The sequence below is a fragment of the Caulobacter rhizosphaerae genome, from assembly GCF_010977555.1.
Classification (GTDB): Bacteria; Pseudomonadota; Alphaproteobacteria; order Caulobacterales; family Caulobacteraceae; genus Caulobacter; species Caulobacter rhizosphaerae.
Map to the genome: position 1 here is coordinate 5612466 of NZ_CP048815.1, position 22610 is coordinate 5635075.

General features: G+C 67.9%; 21 protein-coding genes and 1 pseudogene. 13 read left to right on the top strand and 9 right to left on the bottom strand.

Features of this window, described 5'->3' with window-relative positions; all coding sequences use genetic code 11:
* Nucleotides 1-8 precede the first annotated feature (8 nt).
* A complete protein-coding gene (dapB, locus tag G3M57_RS25615; protein ID WP_163233530.1) occupies nucleotides 9-833 on the bottom strand; it encodes a 4-hydroxy-tetrahydrodipicolinate reductase in 825 nt (274 codons plus the stop codon).
* A gap of 255 nt (nucleotides 834-1088) precedes the next feature.
* Here dapB and G3M57_RS25620 point away from each other — a divergent pair, with 255 nt between their 5' ends.
* The 9 genes from G3M57_RS25620 to G3M57_RS25660 all read left to right on the top strand — a co-directional run bounded on the left by G3M57_RS25620 (nucleotide 1089) and on the right by G3M57_RS25660 (nucleotide 13637).
* Nucleotides 1089-3377, top strand: coding sequence for an NADP-dependent malic enzyme (locus G3M57_RS25620; protein ID WP_056754781.1), 2289 nt, complete (start codon nucleotides 1089-1091; stop codon nucleotides 3375-3377).
* A gap of 126 nt (nucleotides 3378-3503) precedes the next feature.
* Nucleotides 3504-4514: a nucleoid-associated protein gene (locus tag G3M57_RS25625; protein WP_163233531.1), complete on the top strand. Its 1011-nt coding sequence runs from the start codon at nucleotides 3504-3506 to the stop codon at nucleotides 4512-4514.
* The gene (locus G3M57_RS25630; protein ID WP_163233532.1) at nucleotides 4501-5724 is read left to right on the top strand and encodes a hypothetical protein; all 1224 of its coding nucleotides are present in this window, start codon (nucleotides 4501-4503) and stop codon (nucleotides 5722-5724) included. The genes G3M57_RS25625 and G3M57_RS25630 overlap by 14 nt, the downstream gene beginning before the upstream one ends.
* A gap of 1195 nt (nucleotides 5725-6919) precedes the next feature.
* Nucleotides 6920-8410 carry a sensor histidine kinase gene (locus G3M57_RS25635; RefSeq protein ID WP_163233533.1) on the top strand — a complete coding sequence of 497 codons (1491 nt, stop codon included), beginning with the start codon at nucleotides 6920-6922 and terminating at the stop codon, nucleotides 8408-8410.
* Nucleotides 8411-8546: 136 nt separating this feature from the next.
* Nucleotides 8547-9191: a phosphoribosylanthranilate isomerase gene (locus G3M57_RS25640; protein ID WP_163233534.1), complete on the top strand. Its 645-nt coding sequence runs from the start codon at nucleotides 8547-8549 to the stop codon at nucleotides 9189-9191.
* A 16-nt stretch (nucleotides 9192-9207) separates the two neighbouring features.
* A complete protein-coding gene (gene trpB, locus G3M57_RS25645; protein WP_163233535.1) occupies nucleotides 9208-10428 on the top strand; it encodes a tryptophan synthase subunit beta in 1221 nt (406 codons plus the stop codon).
* A gap of 13 nt (nucleotides 10429-10441) precedes the next feature.
* On the top strand, nucleotides 10442-11269 hold the full coding sequence (gene trpA / locus G3M57_RS25650; RefSeq protein ID WP_056754771.1) for a tryptophan synthase subunit alpha: 828 nt from the start codon (nucleotides 10442-10444) through the stop codon (nucleotides 11267-11269).
* A gap of 11 nt (nucleotides 11270-11280) precedes the next feature.
* The gene (locus tag G3M57_RS25655; protein ID WP_163233859.1) at nucleotides 11281-12207 is read left to right on the top strand and encodes an acetyl-CoA carboxylase carboxyltransferase subunit beta; all 927 of its coding nucleotides are present in this window, start codon (nucleotides 11281-11283) and stop codon (nucleotides 12205-12207) included.
* Nucleotides 12208-12323: 116 nt separating this feature from the next.
* Complete coding sequence (locus tag G3M57_RS25660) at nucleotides 12324-13637, top strand: bifunctional folylpolyglutamate synthase/dihydrofolate synthase (protein WP_163233536.1); 1314 nt, start codon at nucleotides 12324-12326, stop codon at nucleotides 13635-13637.
* 4 nt (nucleotides 13638-13641) lie between these two features.
* Here the strand turns inward: G3M57_RS25660 and G3M57_RS25665 are convergent, their stop codons facing one another.
* Nucleotides 13642-13917, bottom strand: a complete 276-nt coding sequence (locus tag G3M57_RS25665; RefSeq protein ID WP_056754762.1) for a hypothetical protein — start codon at nucleotides 13915-13917, stop codon at nucleotides 13642-13644.
* 224 nt (nucleotides 13918-14141) lie between these two features.
* Here G3M57_RS25665 and G3M57_RS25670 point away from each other — a divergent pair, with 224 nt between their 5' ends.
* Nucleotides 14142-14501, top strand: a complete 360-nt coding sequence (locus G3M57_RS25670) for a glycine zipper 2TM domain-containing protein (RefSeq protein WP_056754760.1) — start codon at nucleotides 14142-14144, stop codon at nucleotides 14499-14501.
* A gap of 67 nt (nucleotides 14502-14568) precedes the next feature.
* Here G3M57_RS25670 and G3M57_RS25675 read toward each other — a convergent pair whose 3' ends face one another.
* The 4 genes from G3M57_RS25675 to G3M57_RS25690 are packed head-to-tail and all read right to left on the bottom strand — an operon-like array spanning nucleotide 14569 to nucleotide 16599.
* The gene (locus G3M57_RS25675) at nucleotides 14569-15081 is read right to left on the bottom strand and encodes a DsbE family thiol:disulfide interchange protein (RefSeq protein WP_163233537.1); all 513 of its coding nucleotides are present in this window, start codon (nucleotides 15079-15081) and stop codon (nucleotides 14569-14571) included.
* Nucleotides 15078-15245, bottom strand: a complete 168-nt coding sequence (gene ccmD, locus G3M57_RS25680; RefSeq protein ID WP_163233538.1) for a heme exporter protein CcmD — start codon at nucleotides 15243-15245, stop codon at nucleotides 15078-15080. The genes G3M57_RS25675 and ccmD overlap by 4 nt, the downstream gene beginning before the upstream one ends.
* 3 nt (nucleotides 15246-15248) lie before the next feature.
* A complete protein-coding gene (gene ccmC / locus G3M57_RS25685; protein WP_056754748.1) occupies nucleotides 15249-15995 on the bottom strand; it encodes a heme ABC transporter permease CcmC in 747 nt (248 codons plus the stop codon).
* A gap of 49 nt (nucleotides 15996-16044) precedes the next feature.
* Nucleotides 16045-16599: a Spy/CpxP family protein refolding chaperone gene (locus tag G3M57_RS25690; protein ID WP_163233539.1), complete on the bottom strand. Its 555-nt coding sequence runs from the start codon at nucleotides 16597-16599 to the stop codon at nucleotides 16045-16047.
* Nucleotides 16600-16742: 143 nt separating this feature from the next.
* Between G3M57_RS25690 and G3M57_RS25695 the strand changes: the two genes are divergently transcribed.
* The gene (locus tag G3M57_RS25695; RefSeq protein ID WP_163233540.1) at nucleotides 16743-17093 is read left to right on the top strand and encodes a DUF3147 family protein; all 351 of its coding nucleotides are present in this window, start codon (nucleotides 16743-16745) and stop codon (nucleotides 17091-17093) included.
* A 164-nt stretch (nucleotides 17094-17257) separates the two neighbouring features.
* Nucleotides 17258-18154: a DMT family transporter gene (locus G3M57_RS25700; RefSeq protein WP_163233541.1), complete on the top strand. Its 897-nt coding sequence runs from the start codon at nucleotides 17258-17260 to the stop codon at nucleotides 18152-18154.
* 20 nt (nucleotides 18155-18174) lie between these two features.
* Here the strand turns inward: G3M57_RS25700 and G3M57_RS28045 are convergent.
* From G3M57_RS28045 to ccmA, 3 genes and pseudogenes are all read right to left on the bottom strand, one after another.
* Nucleotides 18175-18275, bottom strand: a pseudogene (locus G3M57_RS28045) (hypothetical protein); the annotation flags it as partial.
* A 29-nt stretch (nucleotides 18276-18304) separates the two neighbouring features.
* The gene (ccmB, locus tag G3M57_RS25705; RefSeq protein WP_163233542.1) at nucleotides 18305-18970 is read right to left on the bottom strand and encodes a heme exporter protein CcmB; all 666 of its coding nucleotides are present in this window, start codon (nucleotides 18968-18970) and stop codon (nucleotides 18305-18307) included.
* The gene (ccmA, locus tag G3M57_RS25710) at nucleotides 18967-19581 is read right to left on the bottom strand and encodes a heme ABC exporter ATP-binding protein CcmA (protein ID WP_163233543.1); all 615 of its coding nucleotides are present in this window, start codon (nucleotides 19579-19581) and stop codon (nucleotides 18967-18969) included. Before ccmA ends, ccmB begins: the two co-directional genes overlap by 4 nt.
* Before the next feature lie 193 nt (nucleotides 19582-19774).
* Here ccmA and acnA point away from each other — a divergent pair, with 193 nt between their 5' ends.
* Entirely contained in the window at nucleotides 19775-22462 is a 2688-nt protein-coding gene (acnA, locus tag G3M57_RS25715; protein WP_163233544.1) for an aconitate hydratase AcnA, read from the top strand.
* The last annotated feature ends 148 nt before the right edge of the window (nucleotides 22463-22610 follow it).

Consider the following 22610-nt stretch of genomic DNA (forward strand, 5'->3'; position numbering starts at 1 on the left):
GTTAGGCCTTAGTTTTCGAAACCCAGCACATCCTGCATGTCGTAGAGCCCGGGCGGCCTTCCCTTGACCCACAGGGCGGCGGCCACCGCCCCCCGCGCGAACAGCCCCCGGTCGGTGGCCGAGTGCGACAGGGTCAGCACCTCCTCCTCGCCGGCGAAGATCACGCTGTGCTCGCCGATGATGCCGCCGCCGCGCACCACCGAGAAGCCGATGGCCCCCGCCTTGCGCGGGCCGGTCATGCCGTCGCGGCCGCGGTCGGCGACCTGGCCCAGGCCGACGCCGCGCCCGTCGGCGGCGGCCTGGGCCAGCATCAGGGCCGTGCCGGACGGGGCGTCGATCTTGCGCCTGTGGTGGGCCTCGTAGACCTCGACGTCCCAGTCGGCGGCGGGCAGGGCGGCCGCGGCCTGGCGGACCAGGCCCATCAGCATGTTGACCCCCAGCGAATAGTTGCCGGATTTGACGATGGCGAGCCTGGTCGCCGCCGCGGCGATGCGGGCGTTCTGCTCGTCAGAAAAGCCGGTCGAGCCGATGATCAGGGCCGGGCCGCCGCCGTCCTTGTCGGCCAGGGCCGCCGCCGCCTCGGCCAGGGCCACCGAGGCCTCGGGAACGGTGAAGTCGATGACCACCTCGGCGGCCGCCAGGGCCGCGTCGCGGTCGACAAGGCCCTCGACGAGACCGCCCGGACGATCAAACCGCGCCACGACCACCGCGTCGGTCCGCCCGTCCAGCGTCCGGGCCAGGGCCTGGCCCATCCGCCCCAGCGCGCCGGCCAGGGCGATGGTAACGGTACCTTCCGAAGCGCCGGGCGCGGCGGCTAAGTCGTTCTGGCTCAAGGCGATCTCCCGGGCGTCGTGCGGCCGGTAGTCTCCCGACCCGCCCCCTCAGGTCAAGGAAAACAGCGGCCCGATGACAACGCTGGACAGGCCTAATCCCAAGCGGAACAAGCGTTTGCGGCCGGAAACTTCCCCAGCGCGAGGTTGTGACGACCCCGCCCGGCCGCTACGGTGCCCGCCCATAAGGGCGCGCCGCATCGATCGGCGCCTCCACATCGTGTGACTGGCAGGACAGCAGGACAGGGGAAACGCGCCATGAGCGACGCGGAAAAGAAGACCTTCACGGACGAGGAAGCGCTGAACTTCCACCGCTATCCCACGCCCGGGAAGATCGGCGTCGTCGCCACCAAGCCGATGGCCACCCAGCGCGACCTGTCCCTGGCCTATTCCCCCGGCGTCGCCGTGCCGGTCCACGCCATCGCCAAGGACCCGGACGCCGCCTACGACTACACCTCCAAGGGCAACCTGGTGGCGGTGATCTCCAACGGCACCGCGATCCTGGGCCTCGGCGACCTGGGGGCCCTGGCCTCCAAGCCGGTGATGGAGGGCAAGTCCGTCCTGTTCAAGCGCTTCGGCGACGTCGACTCCATCGACATCGAGATCAGCTCCAAGGACGCCGACGAGATCATCACCGTCGTCAAGAACATCGGCGTCACCTTCGGCGGCATCAATCTGGAGGACATCAAGAGCCCCGAATGCTTCCGCATCGAGACCGAGCTGCAGGAGCTGCTCGACATCCCGGTGTTCCACGACGACCAGCACGGCACGGCGATCATCTGCGCCGCCGGCCTGATCAACGCCTGCCACATCACCGGCAAGCAGATCCAGGACGTCAAGGTGGTGCTGAACGGCCCCGGCGCGGCTGGCATCGCCTCGATGGAGCTGATCAAGGCCATGGGCGTGCGGCCCGAGAACGTGATCGCCGTCGACAGCAAGGGCGTGCTCTACCAGGGCCGCACCGAGGGCATGAACCAGTGGAAGAGCGCCCACGCGGTCGACACCCCGCTGCGCACCCTGGCTGAAGCCGTCAAGGGCGCCGACGTGCTGCTGGGTCTCTCGGCCAAGGGCGCCTTCACCCCCGAGATGATCGCCAGCATGGCCCCCAATCCGGTGATCTTCGCCATGGCCAACCCCGATCCGGAGATCACCCCCGAAGAGGTGCACAAGGTCCGCAAGGACGCGATCATGGGCACCGGCCGCAGCGACTATCCCAACCAGGTCAACAACGTCCTGGGCTTTCCCTACATCTTCCGCGGCGCCCTGGACGTGCGGGCCCGGCGGGTCAATCACGAGATGAAGATCGCCTGCGCCAACGCCCTGGCCATGCTGGCCCGCGAGGACGTGCCCGACGAGGTCGCCGCCGCCTATCACGGCCGCCAGCTGAAGTTCGGCCCGCAATACATCATCCCCTCGGCCTTCGACCCGCGGCTGATCTGGTACGTGCCGCCGTTCGTGGCCCAGGCGGCCATGGACACGGGCGTGGCCCGCCGGCCGATCGCCGACATGGACGCCTATCGCGCCAGCCTGGCCCAGCGCCTGGACCCCACCGCCGGCTTCCTGCAGAAGATCAGCGGCGCCGTGCTGGCCAACCCCAAGACCATCGTCTTCGCGGAAGGCGAGGACCCGTCGGTGATCCGCGCCGCCTACGCCTACCAGACCGGCGGCTTCGGCAAGGCCATCCTCTGCGGCCGCGAGAACCTGGTGCACGAGAACATGCGCGTCGTCGGCCTGGACCCCGCCACCGCGGGCCTGGAGATCCACAACGCCCGGCTCAGCGACCGCAATCCCGACTATGTCGACTATCTGTACAAGCGCCTGCAGCGCCAGGGCTACCTGAAGCGCGACGTCCAGCGGCTGATCAACCAGGACCGCAACAGCTTCGCCGCCTCGATGGTCACCCTGGGCGAGGCCGACGGCATGGTCACCGGCGTCACCCGCAGCTTCGACCAGGCCCTGGAGGAGGTGCTGCGCGTCGTCGACCCGGCCCCGGGCGGGCGGATCATGGGCATGTCCGTCGTCCTGGCCAAGGGCCGCACCGTGTTCGTGGCCGACACCAACGTCACCGAGCTGCCCGACGCCGACGAGCTGGTCGAGATCGCCTGCGAGGCCGCCCGCGCCGTCAAGCGCCTGGGCTTCAAGCCGCGCGTGGCCTTCATGAGCTATTCCACCTTCGGCAACCCGATGGGCGAGCGCTCCGACAAGGTGCGCGAGGCCGTGGCCATGCTCGACGAGATGGACGTCGACTTCGAATACGAGGGCGAGATGCCGCCCGAGCTGGCGCTGGACCCGGAAAAGCGCGCCAACTACCCGTTCATGCGCCTGACCGACAGCGCCAACATCCTGGTCATGCCGGCCATCCACTCGGCCTCGATCGCCACCAAGCTGGTGCAGTCGCTGGGCGGGGCGACGGTGATCGGGCCGGTGCTGCTGGGCCTGGGCAAGCCGGTCCAGATCGCGCCGTTGAGCGCGTCGGTGTCGAAGATCCTGAACATGGCGATGATGGCGGCGTACGAGGGGGCGGGGGATTTGTCGGCGGCGGAGTAGGGGAATCGGCCTTTCGCCAATCCGACTTCGATTTGGCACGCGAAGCTGCACTACTCAGTCAGCACAATCTCGAGTAGGATTTGATAAATCGCACAAGAATGCGACGAGTGATCCGGGGAAACGCGCTTGCCAAACGTAATTATCAATGCCGCCGTGCATGATCTTCAAAAGGGTGCGGCCGGATTTGTCGTAGCGCTGGCGCAAAATCCGCTCCCTATCAATCCAACGCTCCAGCGGGTTATCGACGAGTTGTATGATCTCTATAGCCGTCGGACGTCAAAATCTCACGGCCGGTTCGCCGTGGATGAGGCGAACTATCCTGCGCCAATATTTCTGCGTGCTTATCTCCTGGACAGTGATTTTGGCGTTCTTACGTCGGAGTTGATGAACACGCTACGCCTCCAGGCTCAGCGAAAAACTAACGCTACTGGCGGGCACGTCTTTTTTGCCCATTTCGAACGCGACGCGAAACAATACTTATTGGTAGCGATCGTCAACGACAAGCTCGGCGCAACGTTGACGCGCGACCTTAGTGTTCAGGACGTCAAACATCTGGACATGGACGGCTTTCGTTTCGCAGGCCGCATCAATCTGACGGGATGGATGGAAGGCGATGCTCGATACATTGGTTTCCTAAAGGGAAAAGGCGATGTATCGGAATATTTCCGAGAATTTCTAGGCTGCGATGCGACAATTTTGGAGCGTCAAGATACTGCTGACCTTGTTTCGGCGCTAAAACACTTCGCGGAAGCGCAGGGAATGGATCCTGCTGCTAAAGACGATTTTTTGGGCCGTGCGAAATCCATATGCGAGCGTGCGTCTAAACAAAAGCAGGAATTAGAATTTCAGGCCCTTGCAAATGAACTTATGCCCGCACACCCAGATGTTCTACTAGAAGTTCTTACAGACCCTGACCGAGGTTTGAACGATCGATTTGTTCCGCATCGAGGAGCCTTGAGTCCACTAGTTAAATTCAAAGCAAAAACCTCCCTTTGGTCGGTCGAATTTGAGCGTGAAGCCCTCTCGGGAGGAAATATACTGTTTGATGAGGAGGAAAATACGTTGACTATCCTCAATCTGCCGCCGGAGCTCTCGCAACAGCTACGCGCAGAGCGCGAAGTAGATGCCCAGGCTTAAATTCGATCAGCTGCTTTCGGTATATAGAGCTACACAATTTAGCCCCGACGGCCGCAGCGGAAACCTCACCATCCTGGACGATGGCGTCTTGGCGACGTTGCGACTGCTGGATACGGACGAGGATGCGCTTCAAGATAGCGGCATCGGCATGGGTGCGACTGATCCCGCGACACTCTCTATTGGAGATGTGATTCAGGTAGATTTTACTTCGCCACGAATAGGGCTCGGATCACTCGTTAAGGACTTTGATACGCTTGTTAAGTCGTCAAGCGGCTACATCGAGGAGCCAAGCGCCTACTTCGTAGTAGACGGAGCCTACTATCCCGGCGGAGGCAATCCACCCGATTGGCTTGTGAAATACCGAAAAACACTCAAGCTTATAAGCTTATTATCACAGGCTGCATCATATCTGGATCGTACGAAACAAGCTTTCGTGTTCGTTAGAAAAATAAAAACGGTAATACCGATTAGGTATAATGCTGCGATGCTCGGTCGTGTGTCGGCGGTCGATGCGGATAGATTCTTGGGATTGTTCGCCGACGAAGCGCACAAAGATCAAAAGCTTGAAATCTTGTCTGAAGCCATCGTGCGATTGTGCGAAGCTCAACCTGTTGACGATAGGTTCCGGACCCTTCTTGAAAATCTCGGGACCCTGGCAGACGCGGTGAGAGATGGCTACAAACTTTTTGCGTCCAGTTTCTCATACTCAAAGATTAAAGGTGAACTTGAAGCAGCTAAGATAGAGTATGTAACTAAGATACACAAAACTATCGTTGACGTTCAGGCACAACTTCTCGGCATACCAGTTGCTTCTGTTATAGTCGCCTCACAATTAAAAACTGCTCAGAGCTGCGGACCTGATCTATGGACGGATGTGGCCGTGATAAGTGGCGCTTGGATATTTCTAATTTTGCTGGTCGTGGCGCTCGTCAATCAACTACTTACACTGAACACGATATGCGCGGAAATCAATCGACAGAGATCGAAGCTTGTTAAAGATTATGCGGATCTCGGACAGACGTTCACGAGGGTTTTCGATGGGCTGATCTACCGAATTTGTTGGCATCGAGCCGCTTTAGCAATTGTGGGCACAATTGCCATTCTAGGGGCGTGCTTCGCTACCGTCGCATTTGATCGTGTAGTGAGTGTTGAAGTGGGCAGTTGTCTAACCGGCAAAGTTCCAATGGTTTTCCCTCCCCTCAAGCCTTGAGGCTGTTCTCTGACCATCGATAAGAGCTATCCGCCCCTCAGCGGATGACGCCACGTCCTGAAACCCTTGGTGGAATTGGAGCTCTGGGGTCTGACCGTGTCAAGGATCGCCTCCGGCGACCGCGTCGCGGCGGCGCGGCGCGCCGTCCTTGACACGGTCAGACCCCAGAGCAGGCTCGCCACCATGGATTTCAGGGCGCGGCCTGGCCGCCGGGGCGGTCCGGCCGGGCGAGGGGGGACGGCAGTTGGCGCACCCTCTCCCAGCGGGAGAGGGTGGGGCCCGCGCGAAGCGTGGGAGGGAGAGGGGTTACACCCTGTTCGGTTTCTCACGAACGCCCTGCCGGCGCGCCGGCCGGCGGTTTACGCCCTCACCCTCCCACCGCTGCGCGGCGGGCCCCTCCCTCTCCCCACGGGAGAGGGTTCGAGATGACTTATGCTCGGCGGATAGCGGACAAACTCCCGCGATTTCAACGCCCTGAACTTTCTCGACCTAACTTATCCCCACCCTTCCAGACCGCCCTTATCCTGTACCCACCTCGTCGCGGGGAAAGGGCGCATGGCCAGCGACCGATGCGGCGGCGGGGTGCGATCGAGCGGAGAGCGCTCGTCGATGCGGCTTCGGCCGCAACCCGCACGCCACCTATGGGGAGCCGCCCATGGACGACAGGAACGGCGGAGCGCGCGGGGTCGGCGAGGGCGGCAGGCCTGCGGGGGATACGCAGGCGGTCCGGGGATCCCGATGCTGCGGGACCTGTCCGTCGGGGGCGCTTCCGGTAAGGCGTTAAGAGCGCCACCCGCCGGAGGGCTGCTGGAAAACGACCGCGCGGAGCGTTCGGGCTTCGTCGAAACGGTACACAAACTCAAACACTCCGGACGATGTCCGGCGCTCCGCGTCCCTTTCCATACCTTCAGCGAGTGATCGCGTGAGGCGGCCAAGCCGTGCAACCAAGATCCTCCCCCTGTGGGGGAGGCGTCGGCGAAGCCGACGGAGGGGGGAGTGATCGGCCGATGGCCCGCTCTACGATCGCCGATCCTAAAACTCCCCCCACCGATCGCTGCGCGATCGCCTCCCCCACAGGGGGAGGGGCGTGGATCCACCGCGAAATCAATCGACTGCGCGGGATTGCCCCATCGACAGCCGCTGCAACCTGAGCAAGATGGCGCGCCCGCACGAACCAGCCGAGCAAAGGAGCGCGATGGCCGCGCGATCGCCGACCGAGATTGAGGACGCCGCCAAGAACGCCCCGGAGGACGCGCTGTCCCTGGCGGCGGCGCCCCCGGCTTCGCCCAGCGTGACCACGGCCCTGAAACACGCGCCGATGGGCATCGCCATCTTCGACGACCAGATGCGCTACCTGGCCGCCTCGCGCCAGTACCTGACCGACCAGGGCATGGCGCCCGACACCCCGCTGCTGGGCCGCCGCCACTACGACGTCTTCCCCGAGATCCCGCAGTTCTGGCGCGAAAAGCACGCCCAGGTGCTGGCCGAGGGGGTCGAGCTGCGCGAGGACGAGGGCGACCGCTATGTCGACGGCGAGGGCCGCGTGCACTGGGTGCGCTGGTCGATGGCCCCCTGGCGCACCGACGACGGCCGGATCGGCGGGCTGGTGCTCTATACCGAGATGGTCACCGCCGCCGTGGAGGCCCGCCGCCGGCTGCAGGCGGCCGAGGCCCGTTACCGGGCGCTGTTCGATCAGGCGGCGATGGGCGTGGCCCGGGTGTCGGGCAGCGGCCGGTTCCTGGAGGTCAACGACCGGTTCTGCGCCATCACCCGCCGCGACCGCGAGACCCTGCTGGCCTCGACCTTCATGGACATCGCGCCGGGCGAGGACAATGTCGCCACCGTGGTCACCCAGGGCCTGGCCCTGCTGACCGGCGAGATCGACACCTATGCGCTGGAGCGGCGGGTCGAGGGCCGCGACGGGCCGGTCTGGGTGCACGTCACCGCCTCGCGGGTCGATCCCGGCGACGGGCGGCCCTATCTGGTGGTGATCATCTCCGACATCACCGCCCGCAAGCAGGTCGAGGCCGAGCAGCAGCACTACCAGGGCCAGCTGCGGCTGCTGATCAACGAGCTGAACCACCGGGTGAAGAACACCCTGGCCACCGTGCAGTCGATGGCCAGCCAGACCCTGAAGACCGAGGCCGACCCGCTGACGGCGTTCGAGAAGTTCGAGTCGCGGCTGCTGGGCCTGTCGCAGGTGCATGACGTGCTGACCCGCGAGAGCTGGCACGGGGCCGGGCTGCGCGACGTGGCCGAGCGGGCTCTGGCGCCGTTCGTGCCGCCCGAGGCGCCCGAGCGGCTGGCGGTCGAGGGGCCGCCGGTCTGGCTGGCGCCGGGCGGGGCCCTGACCATGGCCCTGATCTTCCACGAACTGGCGACCAACGCGCTGAAGTACGGCGCCTTGTCCAGCCGCGAGCGGGGCGGCGGCGAAGGCCGGGTGGTGCTGGCCTGGACCTACGACGCGGCGACCCGCGACCTGGCCCTGACCTGGACCGAGACCGGCGGCCCGCCCGTCGTGCCGCCCCGCCGCCGCGGCTTCGGCTCGCGCCTGATCGAACGCAGCCTGCGCGGCGAGCTGAAGGGCGCGGCGACCATGGACTACCGCCCCGAAGGCCTGGTCTGCACCATGCGCGCCACCCTGTCGGACCCGGTGGAGGCGGCGGGACCGCTGGGCGCGGGCTGACCCCCTCAGTCGCTTCGCGACAGCTCCCCCAGAGGGGGAGCATCTACGTCAATCAGATCCTCCCCCTCTGGGGGAGGTGGCCCGGAGGGCCGGAGGGGGTCTTGCGCCAAGGCCTTCCCCGCCGTACCTCCCCCTCATGACCACCCAGGCCAAGATCTGCGGGCTGTCCACGGCCGAGAGCGTCGCCGCCGCCGTCGCCGGCGGGGCGGCCTATGTCGGCTTCGTCTTCTTCGCCAAAAGCCCGCGCAACCTCGAGCCCGAGGCCGCCGCCCGGCTGGCCGCGCCGCTACGCCAGGGCCCGGTCAGGACCGTGGCCGTCACCGTCGATCCCGACGACGCCCTGGTCGACCGGCTGATGGCCACGTTGAAGCCCGACCTGATCCAGGTGCACGGCAAGGAGACCCCCTCCCGGGTCCGCGAGATCGCCGCCCGCTCCGGCGCCGGGGTGATCAAGGCCTTCTCGGTCTCGTCGGCCGCCGACGTCGACCAGGCCCGGGCCTTCGACAGCGTCGCCGAGCACCTGATGTTCGACGCCCGGCCGGTGGAAGGAGCGGCCCTGCCCGGCGGCACCGGCGCAAGGTTCGACTGGCGCCTGCTGGAAGGCCGGCGCTTTTCTCGCCCGCATTTCCTGGCCGGCGGGCTGGACCCGTGGAACGTCGCCGAAGCGGTCCGGGCCTCCGGCGCGCCGCTGGTGGACGTTTCCTCTGGCGTCGAGCGGGGTCCCGGCCTAAAGGACCCGGCTCTGATCACGGCGTTCCTGGACGCCGTCAAACGCGCCTGACGTCTGGAAGAGTCCCGTGAACGCTTCGGTGAAACCTAACGACTGGTCCGCCTATCCGGACGCCAAGGGCCGCTTCGGCGACTACGGCGGCCTCTACGTGGCCGAGACCCTGATGCCGCTCGTGCTCGAGCTGGACCGCGCCTACACCGAGGCCAAGAACGATCCCAGCTTCCAGAAGGAGCTGGCCGGCTACCTGACCCACTATGTGGGCCGCCCCTCGCCGCTCTATTTCGCCGAGCGCCTGAGCCGCCATCTCGGCGGGGCCAAGATCTACTTCAAGCGCGAGGAGCTGAACCACACCGGCGCGCACAAGATCAACAACTGCATGGGCCAGATCCTGCTGGCCCAGCGCATGGGCAAGACCCGGATCATCGCCGAGACCGGCGCGGGCCAGCACGGCGTCGCCTCGGCCACCGTGACGGCGCGCTTCGGCCTGCCCTGCGTCGTCTACATGGGCGCCGTCGACGTGGCCCGGCAGAAGCCCAACGTCTTCCGCATGAACCTGCTGGGCGCGGAAGTGCGCCCGGTGACCTCGGGGGCGGCGACCCTGAAGGACGCCATGAACGAGGCCATGCGCGACTGGGTCACCAACGTGGCCGACACCTATTACATGATCGGCACCGCCGCCGGCCCGCACCCCTATCCGGCCATGGTCCGCGACTTCCAGGCGGTGATCGGCAACGAGACCCGCGAGCAGATCCAGGAGCTGGAAGGCCGGCTTCCCGACGCGGTCGTGGCCTGCGTCGGCGGCGGCTCGAACGCCATCGGCATGTTCCACCCGTTCCTGGCCGACGAGAGCGTCAAGATCTTCGGCGTCGAGGCCTCGGGCCATGGCCTGGAGACCGACAAGCACGCCGCCTCCCTGACCGGCGGCCGCCCGGGCGTGCTGCACGGCAACAAGACCTACCTGCTGCAGGACGACGACGGCCAGATCCTGGACGCCCACTCGATCTCGGCGGGCCTGGACTATCCGGGCATCGGGCCGGAGCACTCGTTCCTGCACGACGTCGGCCGCGCCCAGTACCTGACCTGCACCGACGACGAGGCGCTGAAGGCCTTCCAGCTGTGCGCCGAACTCGAGGGCATCATCCCGGCCCTGGAAAGCGCCCACGCCCTGGCCAAGCTGCCGCAGCTGGCCAAGGAGATCGGCGAGGGCGGCGTAATCGTGCTGTGCCTGTCGGGCCGGGGCGACAAGGACATCTTCACCGTGGCCGACGCCCTCGGGCGGACGATCTAGGGCTAGAGCGACTTTGACCAAAGACCGTATCGACCGCCGGTTCGCGGCGCTGAAGGCCGAGAACCGGGCCGGCTTCGTCTCCTACGTGATGGCCGGGGACCCCGACGCCGCCACCGCGCTGGCGATCCTGGAGGGCCTGCCGGCCGCCGGGGCCGACATCATCGAGCTGGGCTTCCCGTTCTCGGACCCGATGGCCGAGGGCCCGACCATCCAGCGCGCCAGCCAGCGCGCCCTGGCCCAGAAGATGACCCTGAACGGCACGCTGGACCTGGTCCGCGCCTTCCGCCAGGGCGACGACGACACCCCGCTGATCCTGATGGGCTATCTGAACCCGCTGGTGAACAAGGGCTTCGAGACCTTCGCCCGCGAGGCCGCCCAGGCCGGGGTGGACGGCCTGATCGTCGTCGACTGCCCGCCGGAGGAAGCCGACCCGCTGGCCGACGCCCTGGAGGCTCACGGCGTCTCGCTGATCCGCCTGGCCGCCCCCACCACCGACGACGCGCGCCTGCCGGCCGTGGTCCGCCGCACCTCGGGCTTCCTCTATTACGTGTCGGTGGCCGGAGTGACCGGCGTCAAGTCGGCCGACGCCGGTGACGTGGCCCCGGCCGTGGCCCGGCTGCGGGCGGCCTCGGGCCTGCCGGTGGCCGTCGGCTTCGGCATCCGCACCCCCGAGCAGGCGGCCGCCGTCGCCCGGATCGCCGACGCCGCCGTGGTCGGCTCGGCCCTGGTGGATGAAATCGAATCCGCGGCCAAGGTGAACGAAAACGTGACCGAGAAGGTTCTTCTCAAGGCGTCGGAGCTGGCTAAGGCTGTGCGGTCGGCGCGACTCGAAATGGCGTGAGGCTGAAGGCTATGGCGATGGCTGAACCCCAGGGGCCCAAGAAGGGCGACAAGACCAAGGTCGCGACCGAGCGGCGCGGCGGCTGGCTGTCGCGGATCGCGCCCGGCGTGCGCGGCGCGTTCGCCAAGCGCGAGACGCCCGAAAACCTGTGGGTCAAGTGCCCCGACACCGGCGAGATGATCTACCGCTCCGACCTGGACGCGGCCCTGTGGGTCACCCCGGCCGGACGCCACATGCGCATCGGCCCCGAGGCGCGGTTCAAATACACCTTCGACGACGGCGTCCACGAGGTCCTGCCGACCCCGGCCGTGGTCGAGGATCCGCTGAAGTTCTCGGACGGCAAGTCCTACAAGGACCGCCTGGCCGCCGCTCGCAAGGCGACCGGCGAGCAGGACGCCATGGCCATCGCCTTCGGCAAGGTCGGCGGCGTCGACGCCGTGGTGCTGGTCCAGGACTTCGCCTTCATGGGCGGTTCGCTGGGCATGGCCGCGGGCGAGGGCTTCATCGCCGCCGCCGAGGCCGCGATCACCCGCCAGGTTCCGCTGGTGGCCTTCACCGCCGCCGGCGGCGCGCGGATGCAGGAAGGGGCGCTGTCCCTGATGCAGATGGCCCGCACCACCCTGGCCATCAACGCCATGAAGGACGCCGGCCTGCCCTATGCGGTGGTGCTGACCGACCCGACCACCGGCGGCGTCACCGCCTCCTACGCCATGCTGGGCGACGTGCACCTGGCCGAGCCGGGCGCCCTGATCGGCTTCGCCGGCCCGCGGGTGATCGAGCAGACCATCCGCGAGACCTTGCCGCCGGGCTTCCAGCGCTCGGAATACCTGGTCGAGAAGGGCATGGTCGACCGCGTGACGCACCGCAAGGACCTGCCGGCCGTGCTGGGCTCGATCCTGGGCACGCTGATGATGGGCCGGGCGCTGAAAGCGGCTTGATCCACGTTCGTGAGCGATCCTCGTCCTTCGACAAGCTCAGGATGAGGATCGAATTTGGCGCAGAGTGAGCAATAGCCCTCATCCTGAGCTTGTCGAAGGACGAGGGCGGACCCTCCATGACCGACCACCTCCGCGCCCATGACGCCGCGCTGGCCCGGCTGCAGGCCCTGCATCCCAAGCTGATCGACCTGTCGCTGGACCGCATGGTGCGGCTGTGCGCCGCCCTGGGCGATCCGCAGAAGAGGCTGCCGCCGGTGATTCACGTGGCCGGCACCAACGGCAAGGGCTCGACCGTCGCCTATCTGCGGGCCATGGCCGAGGCGGCCGGGCTGAGGGTCCACGTCTTCACCTCACCGCACTTGGTGCGGTTCGCCGAACGCATCCGGCTGGCGGGGACGCTGATCACCGACGAGCACCTGGCCCAGGTGCTCGAGCGCGTCGAGGCGGCCAACGCCGGCCTGCCGATCACCTTCTTCGAGATCACCACCGCCGCGGCCTTCCAGGCCTTCTCCGAGGTTCCGGCCGACCTTTGCCTGGTCGAGGTGGGGCTGGGCGGGATCCTGGACGCCACCAATGTCGTCCTGCCCGCGGTCAGCGTGATCGCCCCGATCGACATCGACCACCGCGAGTTCCTGGGCGACACCCTGGCGGCCATCGCCCAGGAAAAGGCCGGGATCATCAAGCCCAACACCCCCGTCGTCTCGGCCCGCCAGCAGGAGGAGGCCGAGCGGGTGGTCGAGCGCGAGGCCGACCTGTTCGAGGCGCCCCTGACCCTGATGGGCCGCGACTTCGACGCCTGGAACGAACGCGGCCGGCTGCTGGTCCAGATGCAGGATCGCCTGCTGGATCTGCCGGCCCCGGCCCTAGCGGGCGAGCATCAGTTCGCCAACGCCGGCCTGGCCGTGGCGGCCTTGCTGACCCTGAACGATTCGCGCGTCGACGAGGCCGCCATGGCCCGGGGGATCGCAGCCGCCACCTGGCCGGCCCGATTCCAGCGATTGACGGCCGGTCCCCTGGCGGAGCGGGCCCGGGCGGACGGGGCGGACCTCTGGCTGGACGGCGGCCACAATCCCCATGCGGGCCAGGCGGTGGCCCGGGCCCTGGGCGACTTGGCGGCGCGCGACGGGCGGCCCGTGGCCCTGATCTCCGGCCTGCTGGCCAACAAGGACGCCACGGGGTTCTTCGCGCCGTTCGCACCGCTGAAGGCCAAGGTCTTTTCCGTGACGTTCGAGGGCCATGCCGCGGCCAGCGCGGCCCAGACGGCGGCGGCGGCGGAACTGGCCGGCCTGCGGGCCCATGCCTGCGACAGCGTCGAGGCGGCGCTCGACAAGGCGCTGGCGCTCGAGCCGACGCCGCACGTGCTGATCTGCGGCTCGCTCTACCTGGCGGGCGAGGTGCTGGCGATGAGTCCGGAGACCTGGCCGGTCTAGACGTCTAGACCAGGATATTCAGCAGCGAGCCCGGGCGCAGGATCTTCTGTGGCTGCTCGGCCGGCTGGACGAACGGCCGGGCCGGCGGCGGACGCTGCGGTTGGGCCTGGGTCTGCAGCTGGACGGCGATCGGCGGGGCGGTGGGTCGGGCCGCGGCGGCGTCGCTGACGGCCGCCTGGAAGAACGCCGCCGCGCGCGAGCCGCCAGCCGCCGACGAGCCCTGCGCTGAGGCGGGTCTCGGTGGGACGGACGGCAGGCCGGTCGGACGGATCGTGCTCATGGGCGCGACTCTATCATGGTTAATGCAAGGTCGGCGAGCATGGTCAACGCGCGGTTAATGGTCGCGGCTGCGTTCGACGAAACACGGCCAAAACCGGACGCCAACCTGAACGCCAGATGAAAGTCGGGTTGCCGACGCCGTTCAGGCGGCGGGGCGTAAGGTGTCCTCAAGATCGACCGGATCGGGGCCGGTCGGACATGAATTTGAACGGAAAGGGACACCCGATGCGTACCGCCACCAAGACCACCCTCTCGATGATCGCCGCGGCCACGGCCGCCCTGAGCCTGGTTTCGGCCCCGAGCTTCGCCTCTGCCCATGACGGCCGCTACTACCGCGACCACCACCGCTATGAGTCGCGCTACGACAGCCGTTACGATCGTCGCTATGACAGCCGCTACAGCCGCTACGACAGCTGCCGCTCGCACCGCAAGAACGGCAAGGCGACCGGCGCGGTGATCGGCGCCCTGGCCGGCGGCCTGCTGGGCAACTCGGTCTCGAACGGTAACCGCACCCCCGGCACCCTGCTGGGCGCGGGCGTCGGGGCCTATGCCGGCAGCCAGATCGGCAAGGGCCATCGCTGCTAAGCCGCAGCCGTCCTAGACAAACCGGAGGCCCGGACCGCGAAAGCCGTCCGGGCCTTTTGGCGTCCGGCTAGCGCAGCTTGGCCAGCATCTGCTCGACGTCGGCGTCGGTCAGCGGGCCGCTGTGCTTGGCCAGGATGACGCCGTCGGCCCCGACCAGGAAGGTCTCGGGCACGCCGGTGACGCCGAACTCGATGCCGGCCCGGCCGTTGCGATCCATCAGCTTGACGGCGAACGGGTCGCCCAGTTCGCCCAGGAACGCCTGGGTGCGAGCGGGCTCGTCCTTGTAGGCTACCCCGACCAGGGTGACGCCCCGGGCCTTCAGCGCCATCAGCTGCGGAGCCTCGACCCGGCAGGGGGCGCACCAGGAGGCGAAGAAGTTGATCAGGCGCGGTCCCTTCGGCGCGTCGCGCACGGCGACCATCGCCCCGGTGTCCAGGTCGGGCAGGGTCACCGCCGGGACGGGCTTGCCGACCAGGGCGTGGGGCTGGACATGCGGATCGTGCTTGAGAGCGTAGCCGGCGAACAGCACGCCCAGGCCGACCAGCACGACCAGCGGCGCGAAGCCGATCCAGCGCCTCACGGCTTCCTCGCGTCCCGCTGGGCCTGGAGCCGTTCGGCCTCGCGCCGCCAGCGACAGGCCGAGGCCAGGCTGTCGGCGATCATCCAGACGAAGGCGCCGGCCGTCAGGGCGAAGGCGGGCCAGACATAGACCGCGTACTTGCCGGCGTCGAAATCGAAGTGCATCGGCTAGCCTTCCGCCTGCTGCAGGGCCAGGGCGCGGGCCTTGCGCCGCCAGACCAGGGCGCGGATCCGCACCAGCCACAGCGCGCCAAAGGCCGACAGATAGGCCAGGCTCATCACCAGCATCGGCCAGGCATAGACCGCCGGCAGGCCGTTACCCGGCTTGGCGAACAGGGTGGAGCTGCCCTGGTGCAGGCTGTTCCACCATTCGACCGAGAACTTGACGATCGGCAGGTTGATCAGGCCGACCAGGGCCAGGATGGCGGCGGCCCGGGCCGCCTTCTGCTCGTCCTCGAGCGCCGAGCGCAGGGCCAGGTAGCCCAGGTAGAACAGCAGCAGCACCAGCACCGAGGTCAGGCGGGCGTCCCACACCCACCAGGTTCCCCACATCGGCTTGCCCCACAGCGATCCGGTGGCTAGGGCCAGGGCGGTGAAGGCCGCGCCCAGCGGGGCGCAGGCCACGGCGGCGGCGTCGGCCAGGGCGTGGCGAAACACCAGGGCCAGGAAGCTGGCGATCCCCAGGCACAGATAGACGAACAGCGACAGCGAGGCGGCCGGCACGTGGATGAACATCATCCGCACGGTGTCGCCCTGCTGGTAATCCTCCGGCGCGGCGAAGGTCAGCACCAGGCCCACGGCGGCCAGCACCGCGGCGACTACGCCGAACATCGGCGCGGCCCAGCGCGAAAAGGCCATGAACCGCTCGGGGTTGGTCAGGAAGTCCAGCGGATGGTGTGGATCACGGGCGCCCATGTTCCGAGCCTTAGAAGACCTGGAGGGCGCCCGCAATCGTGGAGGCTACCTAGTCCGCCTTGGGCCGGGGCGGCATTCCGCCCGGACCGCCCTTGAAGTGGCGGAATTCGGCGCGGCGCATCATCGGGCCGTGGCCGCCGGCCATCGGGCCCAGGGCGTCGAAGGCCTTTTTCTGGCCAGGCGACAGGGCGGCGTAGAAGGCGCGGGTGGCGTCGATCCGCGCCCTGGCGCGGTCCAGGCGCTCGGCCTCGCGATCCAGGCGTTCGGGCGTGGTCGGCGGCCGACGCGGTGTGTCGACCGCTTCCCGCTTCGGATGGTCCTTGGTCCAATCCTTGGGCGCGACGGCGTCCAGATAGGCCTTCAGGGCGCCGTCCTGGTCGGCGCGCAGTTGCAGCACGTCGCGCAGATGCTGGGCGCGGGCTTCGGGGTCGAGGCGGTGGTGGCGCACCATCGCCGGCGGTCCGCCGGGACCGCCCGGGCCGTCATCGGCCATGGGCGGGGGACCGGGCGGCGGGGGGCCGTCCTGAGCGACGGCGACCGCCGCGCCGGAAAACGTGAAGACGGCCGCGGCTATCAGGGCGAGGCGGCTGGGCTGCAGGCGCATGGGTTGCTCCAAGGGATTGTTCCTGGAGCGGAACCTCGAGTCCGCGTGTAACCCGGGAATGTCAGGATCACCGGCGAATATTGCAGAACTGACGGACGCCGCGATGCATAAACACCTCGCCGCCGTCCAGGGAGACCCGCGCGATGCTGTACCTGCTGGCCAAGGCCGCGATTTCGGGCGTGATCATCGCCCTGGTGTCCGAGATCGCCAAGCGCCAGCCGGGCTTCGGCGCCCTGGTCGCCTCGCTGCCGCTGATCTCGATCCTGGGCATGCTGTGGCTGTGGCGCGACACCCATGACGTCAAGCGCATGGCGACCCATGTCGAGGCCACCTTCTGGTACGTGCTGCCGTCCCTGCCGATGTTCCTGATCGTGCCGGCCCTGCTGCGGCGGGGCGTGAACTTCTGGATGGCGCTGGGGGCCGGTTGCGCGGTCACCATCGGCCTCTATCTGACGATGACGGCGATCGGACCGCGTTTCGGGCTGAAGCTCTAGCGGTTCATGAGCCGCCCTCGTCCTTCGACAGGCTCAGGATGAGGGCTACTTTTGCAGCGGTGGCATTCGAATTCCTCATCCTGAGCTTGTCGAAGGACGGGGAATTCGCCCCCTAGCGCTCGGTGTTGACACAACTCGGCACGAACACGGTTAGAAGCCCGGTCATGAACCGCTCCAACAAACGCATCGCCTTTCTCGCCCTGATCGTCTCCGGCCTGTGCTGGGGCCTCGGCTTTCCGCTGGGCAAGCTGGTGCTGCGCGAGACCGACTCCGCCCACATGGTGCTGCTGCGCTTCCTGGTGGCGGCGGTGGTGGCCGCGCCGTTCGCCCTGCGCAGCGCCGAGACCCGGGGCCTGTTCCGCTCGCCGGTCGTCCTTCTGGCCGGCGCGCTCTACGGGATCGCCTTCATGGTGCAGTTCGAGGGCCTGGCCCATGTCAGCGTTACCCTGGCGGCCCTGCTGGTCGGGGCCATGCCGGCCCTGATCGCCATCGCGGCCAAGCTGCTGGGCGAAAAGGTCAGCCGCGCCTCGTGGGCCGGGGTCGCCGCCGCGACCCTGGGGGCCGCCCTGATCGCCGGCAAGCCCGACGGCGCCGGCTCGCCCCTGGGCGTGGCCCTGTCCCTGGGCTCGCTGTTCATCTTCCTGGCCTGGCTGACGGTGCTGCGCCGCGCGCCCAAGGCGCCCAACGAGATGGCCATTCCTGCGGTGACGGTGATCGTCGCCGCCGTCACCGTGGCCCCGATCGCCTTCCTGATGCACGGCCCGCCGAGGCTGGACCTCAGCCCGGTCGCCTGGGGCGGCATCCTGGGCCTGGGCGTCCTGAGCACCCTGGTGGCCACCGCCGCCTGGCAGTTCGGCTCGGCCCGGGTCGACAGCGCCAGCGCCGGGGTGTTCATCAACATCGAGCCGTTGATGGGCGCCTGCGTCGGGGTGATGCTGTTCGGCGACCGCCTGACCTGGGCCCTGGCGGCCGGCGGCCTGATGATCATCGCCGGCAGCTTCGCGGTGGTGCTGGGCGAGCGACGGAGCCAGTCCGTCTGCGCCAGCGCGGGGCCGATTTAGGAGCGGCGGGAGACCTGGGAGCGTCCTCGTCCTTCGACAAGCTCAGGATGAGGACGAATTCGACGACGGTTCAAAAGAAACCCTCATCCTGAGCTTGTCGAAGGACGAGGGTTTCCGCCACTGAGCTTTGGCCGAGCCCTGGAGTTCAGCCTAATCCAGCGCATTCCGACAAGCCGCCGCCATGGCGATCGGCCCCAGGGCCACGGCCGCCGCCGAATAGGCCAGCAGCAGGAATAGACCCCCCGTCCACGGCAGGCCGCCGGCCAGGGCGTCCAGGGCGCCGGCCCCGAAGATCACTGGCGGCACGTAGAGCGGCAGGACGATCACCGCCACCAGCAGGCCGCCGCGCTTGCTGCCCAGGGCCAGGCTGGCCCCCAGCCCGCCCAGGAACGAGAAGGCCAGGCCTCCGGCCAGGGCGCAGGGGATCAGCAGCGGGATGATGGCCGGCGAGGCCCCCAGAGCCAGGGCGGCGATCGGAGCGGCGAAGGCCAGGGGCGCGCCCGCCGCCAGCCAATGGGCCAGGCACTTGGCCACGGCCACGATCTCGAGCGGCGCGGGACCCAGCGCCAGCAGGTCCAACGCCCCGTCCTCGAAGTCGCGTTCGAACAGCCGCTCCAGGGACAGCAGGGCGGCCAGGGCCAGGGCCAGCCAGGCGATGCCGGGGGCCAGGCTGGCCAGCCGTTCGGGCGCGCGGCCGGCGGCCAGGGGCAGTAGGGTGACCACGCAGGCGTAGAAGGCCAGGGCCAGCAGAGGACCACCGCCCTTGCCCCAGGCCAGGGCCAACTCGCGGCGCAGTAGGATCAGGAAGGCCCTCATCCTCCGACCTCCACCGCCCGAGCCGGAACGGGCAGGGGATCGTGCACCGCCGCCAGGATCATGCCGCCCCCGGCCAGGTGCTCGGCCATCAGCAGGCCGAAGCCCTCGCGATGACCGGCGTCCAGCGGAGCCATGGGCTCATCCAGCAACCACAGCGAGCGGGGGCTGGCCAGCAGCCGCGCCAGGGCCACCCGCCGCCGCTGGCCGGCCGACAGCCGGCGGACCTCCAGCTCGAGCAGGCGGTCCAGGTCCAGCCGGGTCGCCGCGTCGCGGGCCGAGGCCTCCGAGCCGCCCGTCCAGCGGGCCTGGAACAGCAGCTCCTCCCAGGCCGAGCGCGTCGACTTCAGCCCGTCGTGATGGCCGACCAGGTGCAGGGCGTCGGACCGCGCGACCTCGGCCTCCAGCGGGCCGGCCTCGCCGTCGAAGCCGATGACGCCCTGCGACGGCCGCAACAGTCCCGCCACCGCCCGCAAGAGACTGGTCTTGCCCGCGCCGTTGCGCCCGGTCAGCGCCAACGCCTGGCCGGCCGAAACCTCCAGGTCCAGCCCCGAGAACAGCCGCCGTTCGCCGCGAACAAGACTTAAGTCCTTGATGCGAATAGTTCTCAACATAGGCCGCAAGCCCTCAAGACCCTGCCCTGTGCATGGACGTTGCCCACGGCGACGGCTAAGAAGCCCTCGGCCGTCACCCTCCGCATTGGATGGGGCGTACGCGGCGCGAGGATGGACGCTGTGGGTCCGCCTCGATCGCGCGATCCCTGGAGAGGTTTTCCGGCGGCCGTGGACAGAGAAGGGATCCTTCGAAATGGCGTCTGTAGACAGCCTCAAAACCCGCCGCGAACTCGTCGTCGGCGGCAAGACCTACGTCTATTACAGCCTTCGCGCCGCTGAGGAAGCCGGTCTGGCCGACGCCGGCAAGCTGCCGGTGTCGATGAAGGTGCTGCTGGAGAACCTGCTGCGCTACGAAGACGGCGTTTCGGTCAACGAAGCCGACCTCAAGGCCGTGGCCAACTGGCTGGACAACAAGGGCAGCGTCGAGCACGAGATCAGCTTCCGCCCGGCCCGCGTGCTGATGCAGGACTTCACCGGCGTTCCGGCCGTCGTCGACCTGGCCGCCATGCGCGACGCCATGGTGTCGCTGGGCGCCGACCCCGCCAAGATCAACCCGCTGAACCCGGTCGACCTAGTCATCGACCACTCGGTGATGGTCGACAACTTCGGTTCGTCCAAGGCCTATGACGAGAACGTCGCCAAGGAATACGAGCGCAACATCGAGCGCTACCGCTTCCTGCGTTGGGGTTCGTCGGCGTTCAACAACTTCCGCGTCGTGCCTCCGGGCACGGGCATCTGCCACCAGGTGAACCTCGAATACCTGGCCCAGACCGTCTGGACCGCCGCCGTCGACGGCGCCGAAGTCGCCTATCCCGACACCGTGGTCGGCACCGACAGCCACACCACCATGGTCAACGGCCTGTCGGTCTTGGGCTGGGGCGTGGGCGGCATCGAGGCCGAGGCGGCCATGCTGGGCCAGCCGATCCCGATGCTGATCCCGGAAGTCATCGGCTTCAAGCTGACCGGCGCCATGCCGGAAGGCGCGACGGCCACCGACCTGGTGCTGACTGTCACCCAGATGCTGCGCAAGAAGGGCGTGGTCGGCAAGTTCGTCGAATTCTACGGCGACGCCCTGGCCAACCTGACCCTGGAAGACCAGGCGACCATCGCCAACATGGCTCCGGAATACGGCGCGACCTGCGGCTTCTTCCCGATCAGCGCCTCGACCGTGGCCTATCTGAAGGGCACCGGCCGCGACGCCGCCCGCGTCGCCCTGGTCGAAGCCTACGCCAAGGAGCAGGGCCTGTGGTGGGAGCCCGGCGTCGCCGAGCCGACCTTCACCGACACCCTGGAGCTGGACCTGTCGACCGTGCTGCCGTCGCTGGCCGGCCCCAAGCGTCCGCAGGACCGCGTGCTGCTGACCGAGTCCGCCGGCAAGTTCGCCGAGAGCCTGGCCGGCGAGTTCGGCAAGGCCGAGGCTCCCGACGCCCGCGTGCCGGTCGAGGGCGAAAACTTCGACGTCGGCCACGGCGACGTGGTCATCGCGGCCATCACCAGCTGCACCAACACCTCCAACCCCTCGGTGCTGATCGCCGCCGGCCTGCTGGCCAAGAACGCGGTCGCCAAGGGCCTGAAGGTCAAGCCGTGGGTGAAGACCTCACTGGCCCCCGGCTCGCAGGTGGTCACCGACTACCTGCAGAAGGCCGGCCTGACCAAGCACCTGGACGCCCTGGGCTTCAACCTGGTCGGCTACGGCTGCACCACCTGCATCGGCAACTCGGGTCCGCTGCCCGAGAACATCAGCAAGGCCGTCAACGACGCCGACCTGGTGGCCTGCTCGGTGCTGTCGGGCAACCGCAACTTCGAAGGCCGGGTCAATCCGGACGTCCGCGCCAACTACCTGGCCTCGCCGCCGCTGGTGGTGGCCTACGCCCTGGCCGGCTCGATGAAGATCGACCTGACCACCCAGCCGCTGGGCCAGGACAAGAAGGGCGCCGACGTCTTCCTGAAGGACATCTGGCCCTCGAACGAGGACATCGCCGCCCTGCAGCGCAAGTCGGTCACCGAGAAGATGTTCGCCACCCGCTATGGCGACGTCTTCAAGGGCGACAAGAACTGGCAGGGGATCAAGATCACCGGCGGCCAGACCTACGCCTGGGAAGGCGACTCGACCTACGTCCAGAACCCGCCCTATTTCCCCAACATGTCGATGACCCCGACCCCGGTCACCGACATCGTGGAAGCCCGCGTCCTGGCCGTGTTCGGCGACTCGATCACCACCGACCACATCAGCCCGGCCGGCTCGATCAAGAAGACCAGCCCCGCTGGCCAGTACCTGATCGACCACGGCGTCGACCCGCTGGACTTCAACGGCTACGGCGCCCGTCGCGGCAACCACCAGGTGATGATGCGCGGCACGTTCGCCAACATCCGCATCCGCAACAAGATCACCCCGGACATCGAAGGCGGCGTGACCAAGCACTTCCCCTCGGGCGAGGTGATGTCGATCTACGACGCGGCCATGAAGTACCAGGCCGAGGGCCGTCCGGCCGTGGTGTTCGGCGGCAAGGAATACGGCACCGGCAGCTCGCGCGACTGGGCCGCCAAGGGCACCAAGCTGCTGGGCGTCCGGGCGGTTATCTGCGAAAGCTTCGAGCGCATCCACCGTTCGAATCTGGTCGGCATGGGCGTGCTGCCGCTGCAGTTCGTCCAGGAAGGCTGGCAGAAGCTGGAACTGACGGGCGAGGAGATCGTGTCGATCCGCGGCCTGCAGGACCTGGCGCCGCGTAAGCAGCTGATCGTCGAGCTCTACCGCCCGACCGACGGCCGCATCGCCCGCTTCCCGGTCCGCTGCCGCATCGACACGCCCACCGAGCTTGAATACTTCAAGAACGGCGGCGTCCTGAACTACGTGCTGCGCAACCTGGCCAAGGCCGACTAAGGGCCCCGGTCAGGGCGCCTTCAGCGCCGGACAAGATCAAGCCGGGTCCGAAAGAGCCCGGCTTTTTCCTTGCCGCACGGCCGGCGCACCCTGCAGTTGACGGTTTTTGTGCGGAAAGCCCGCCTTCACGGCCTCGTGAACGGCCATC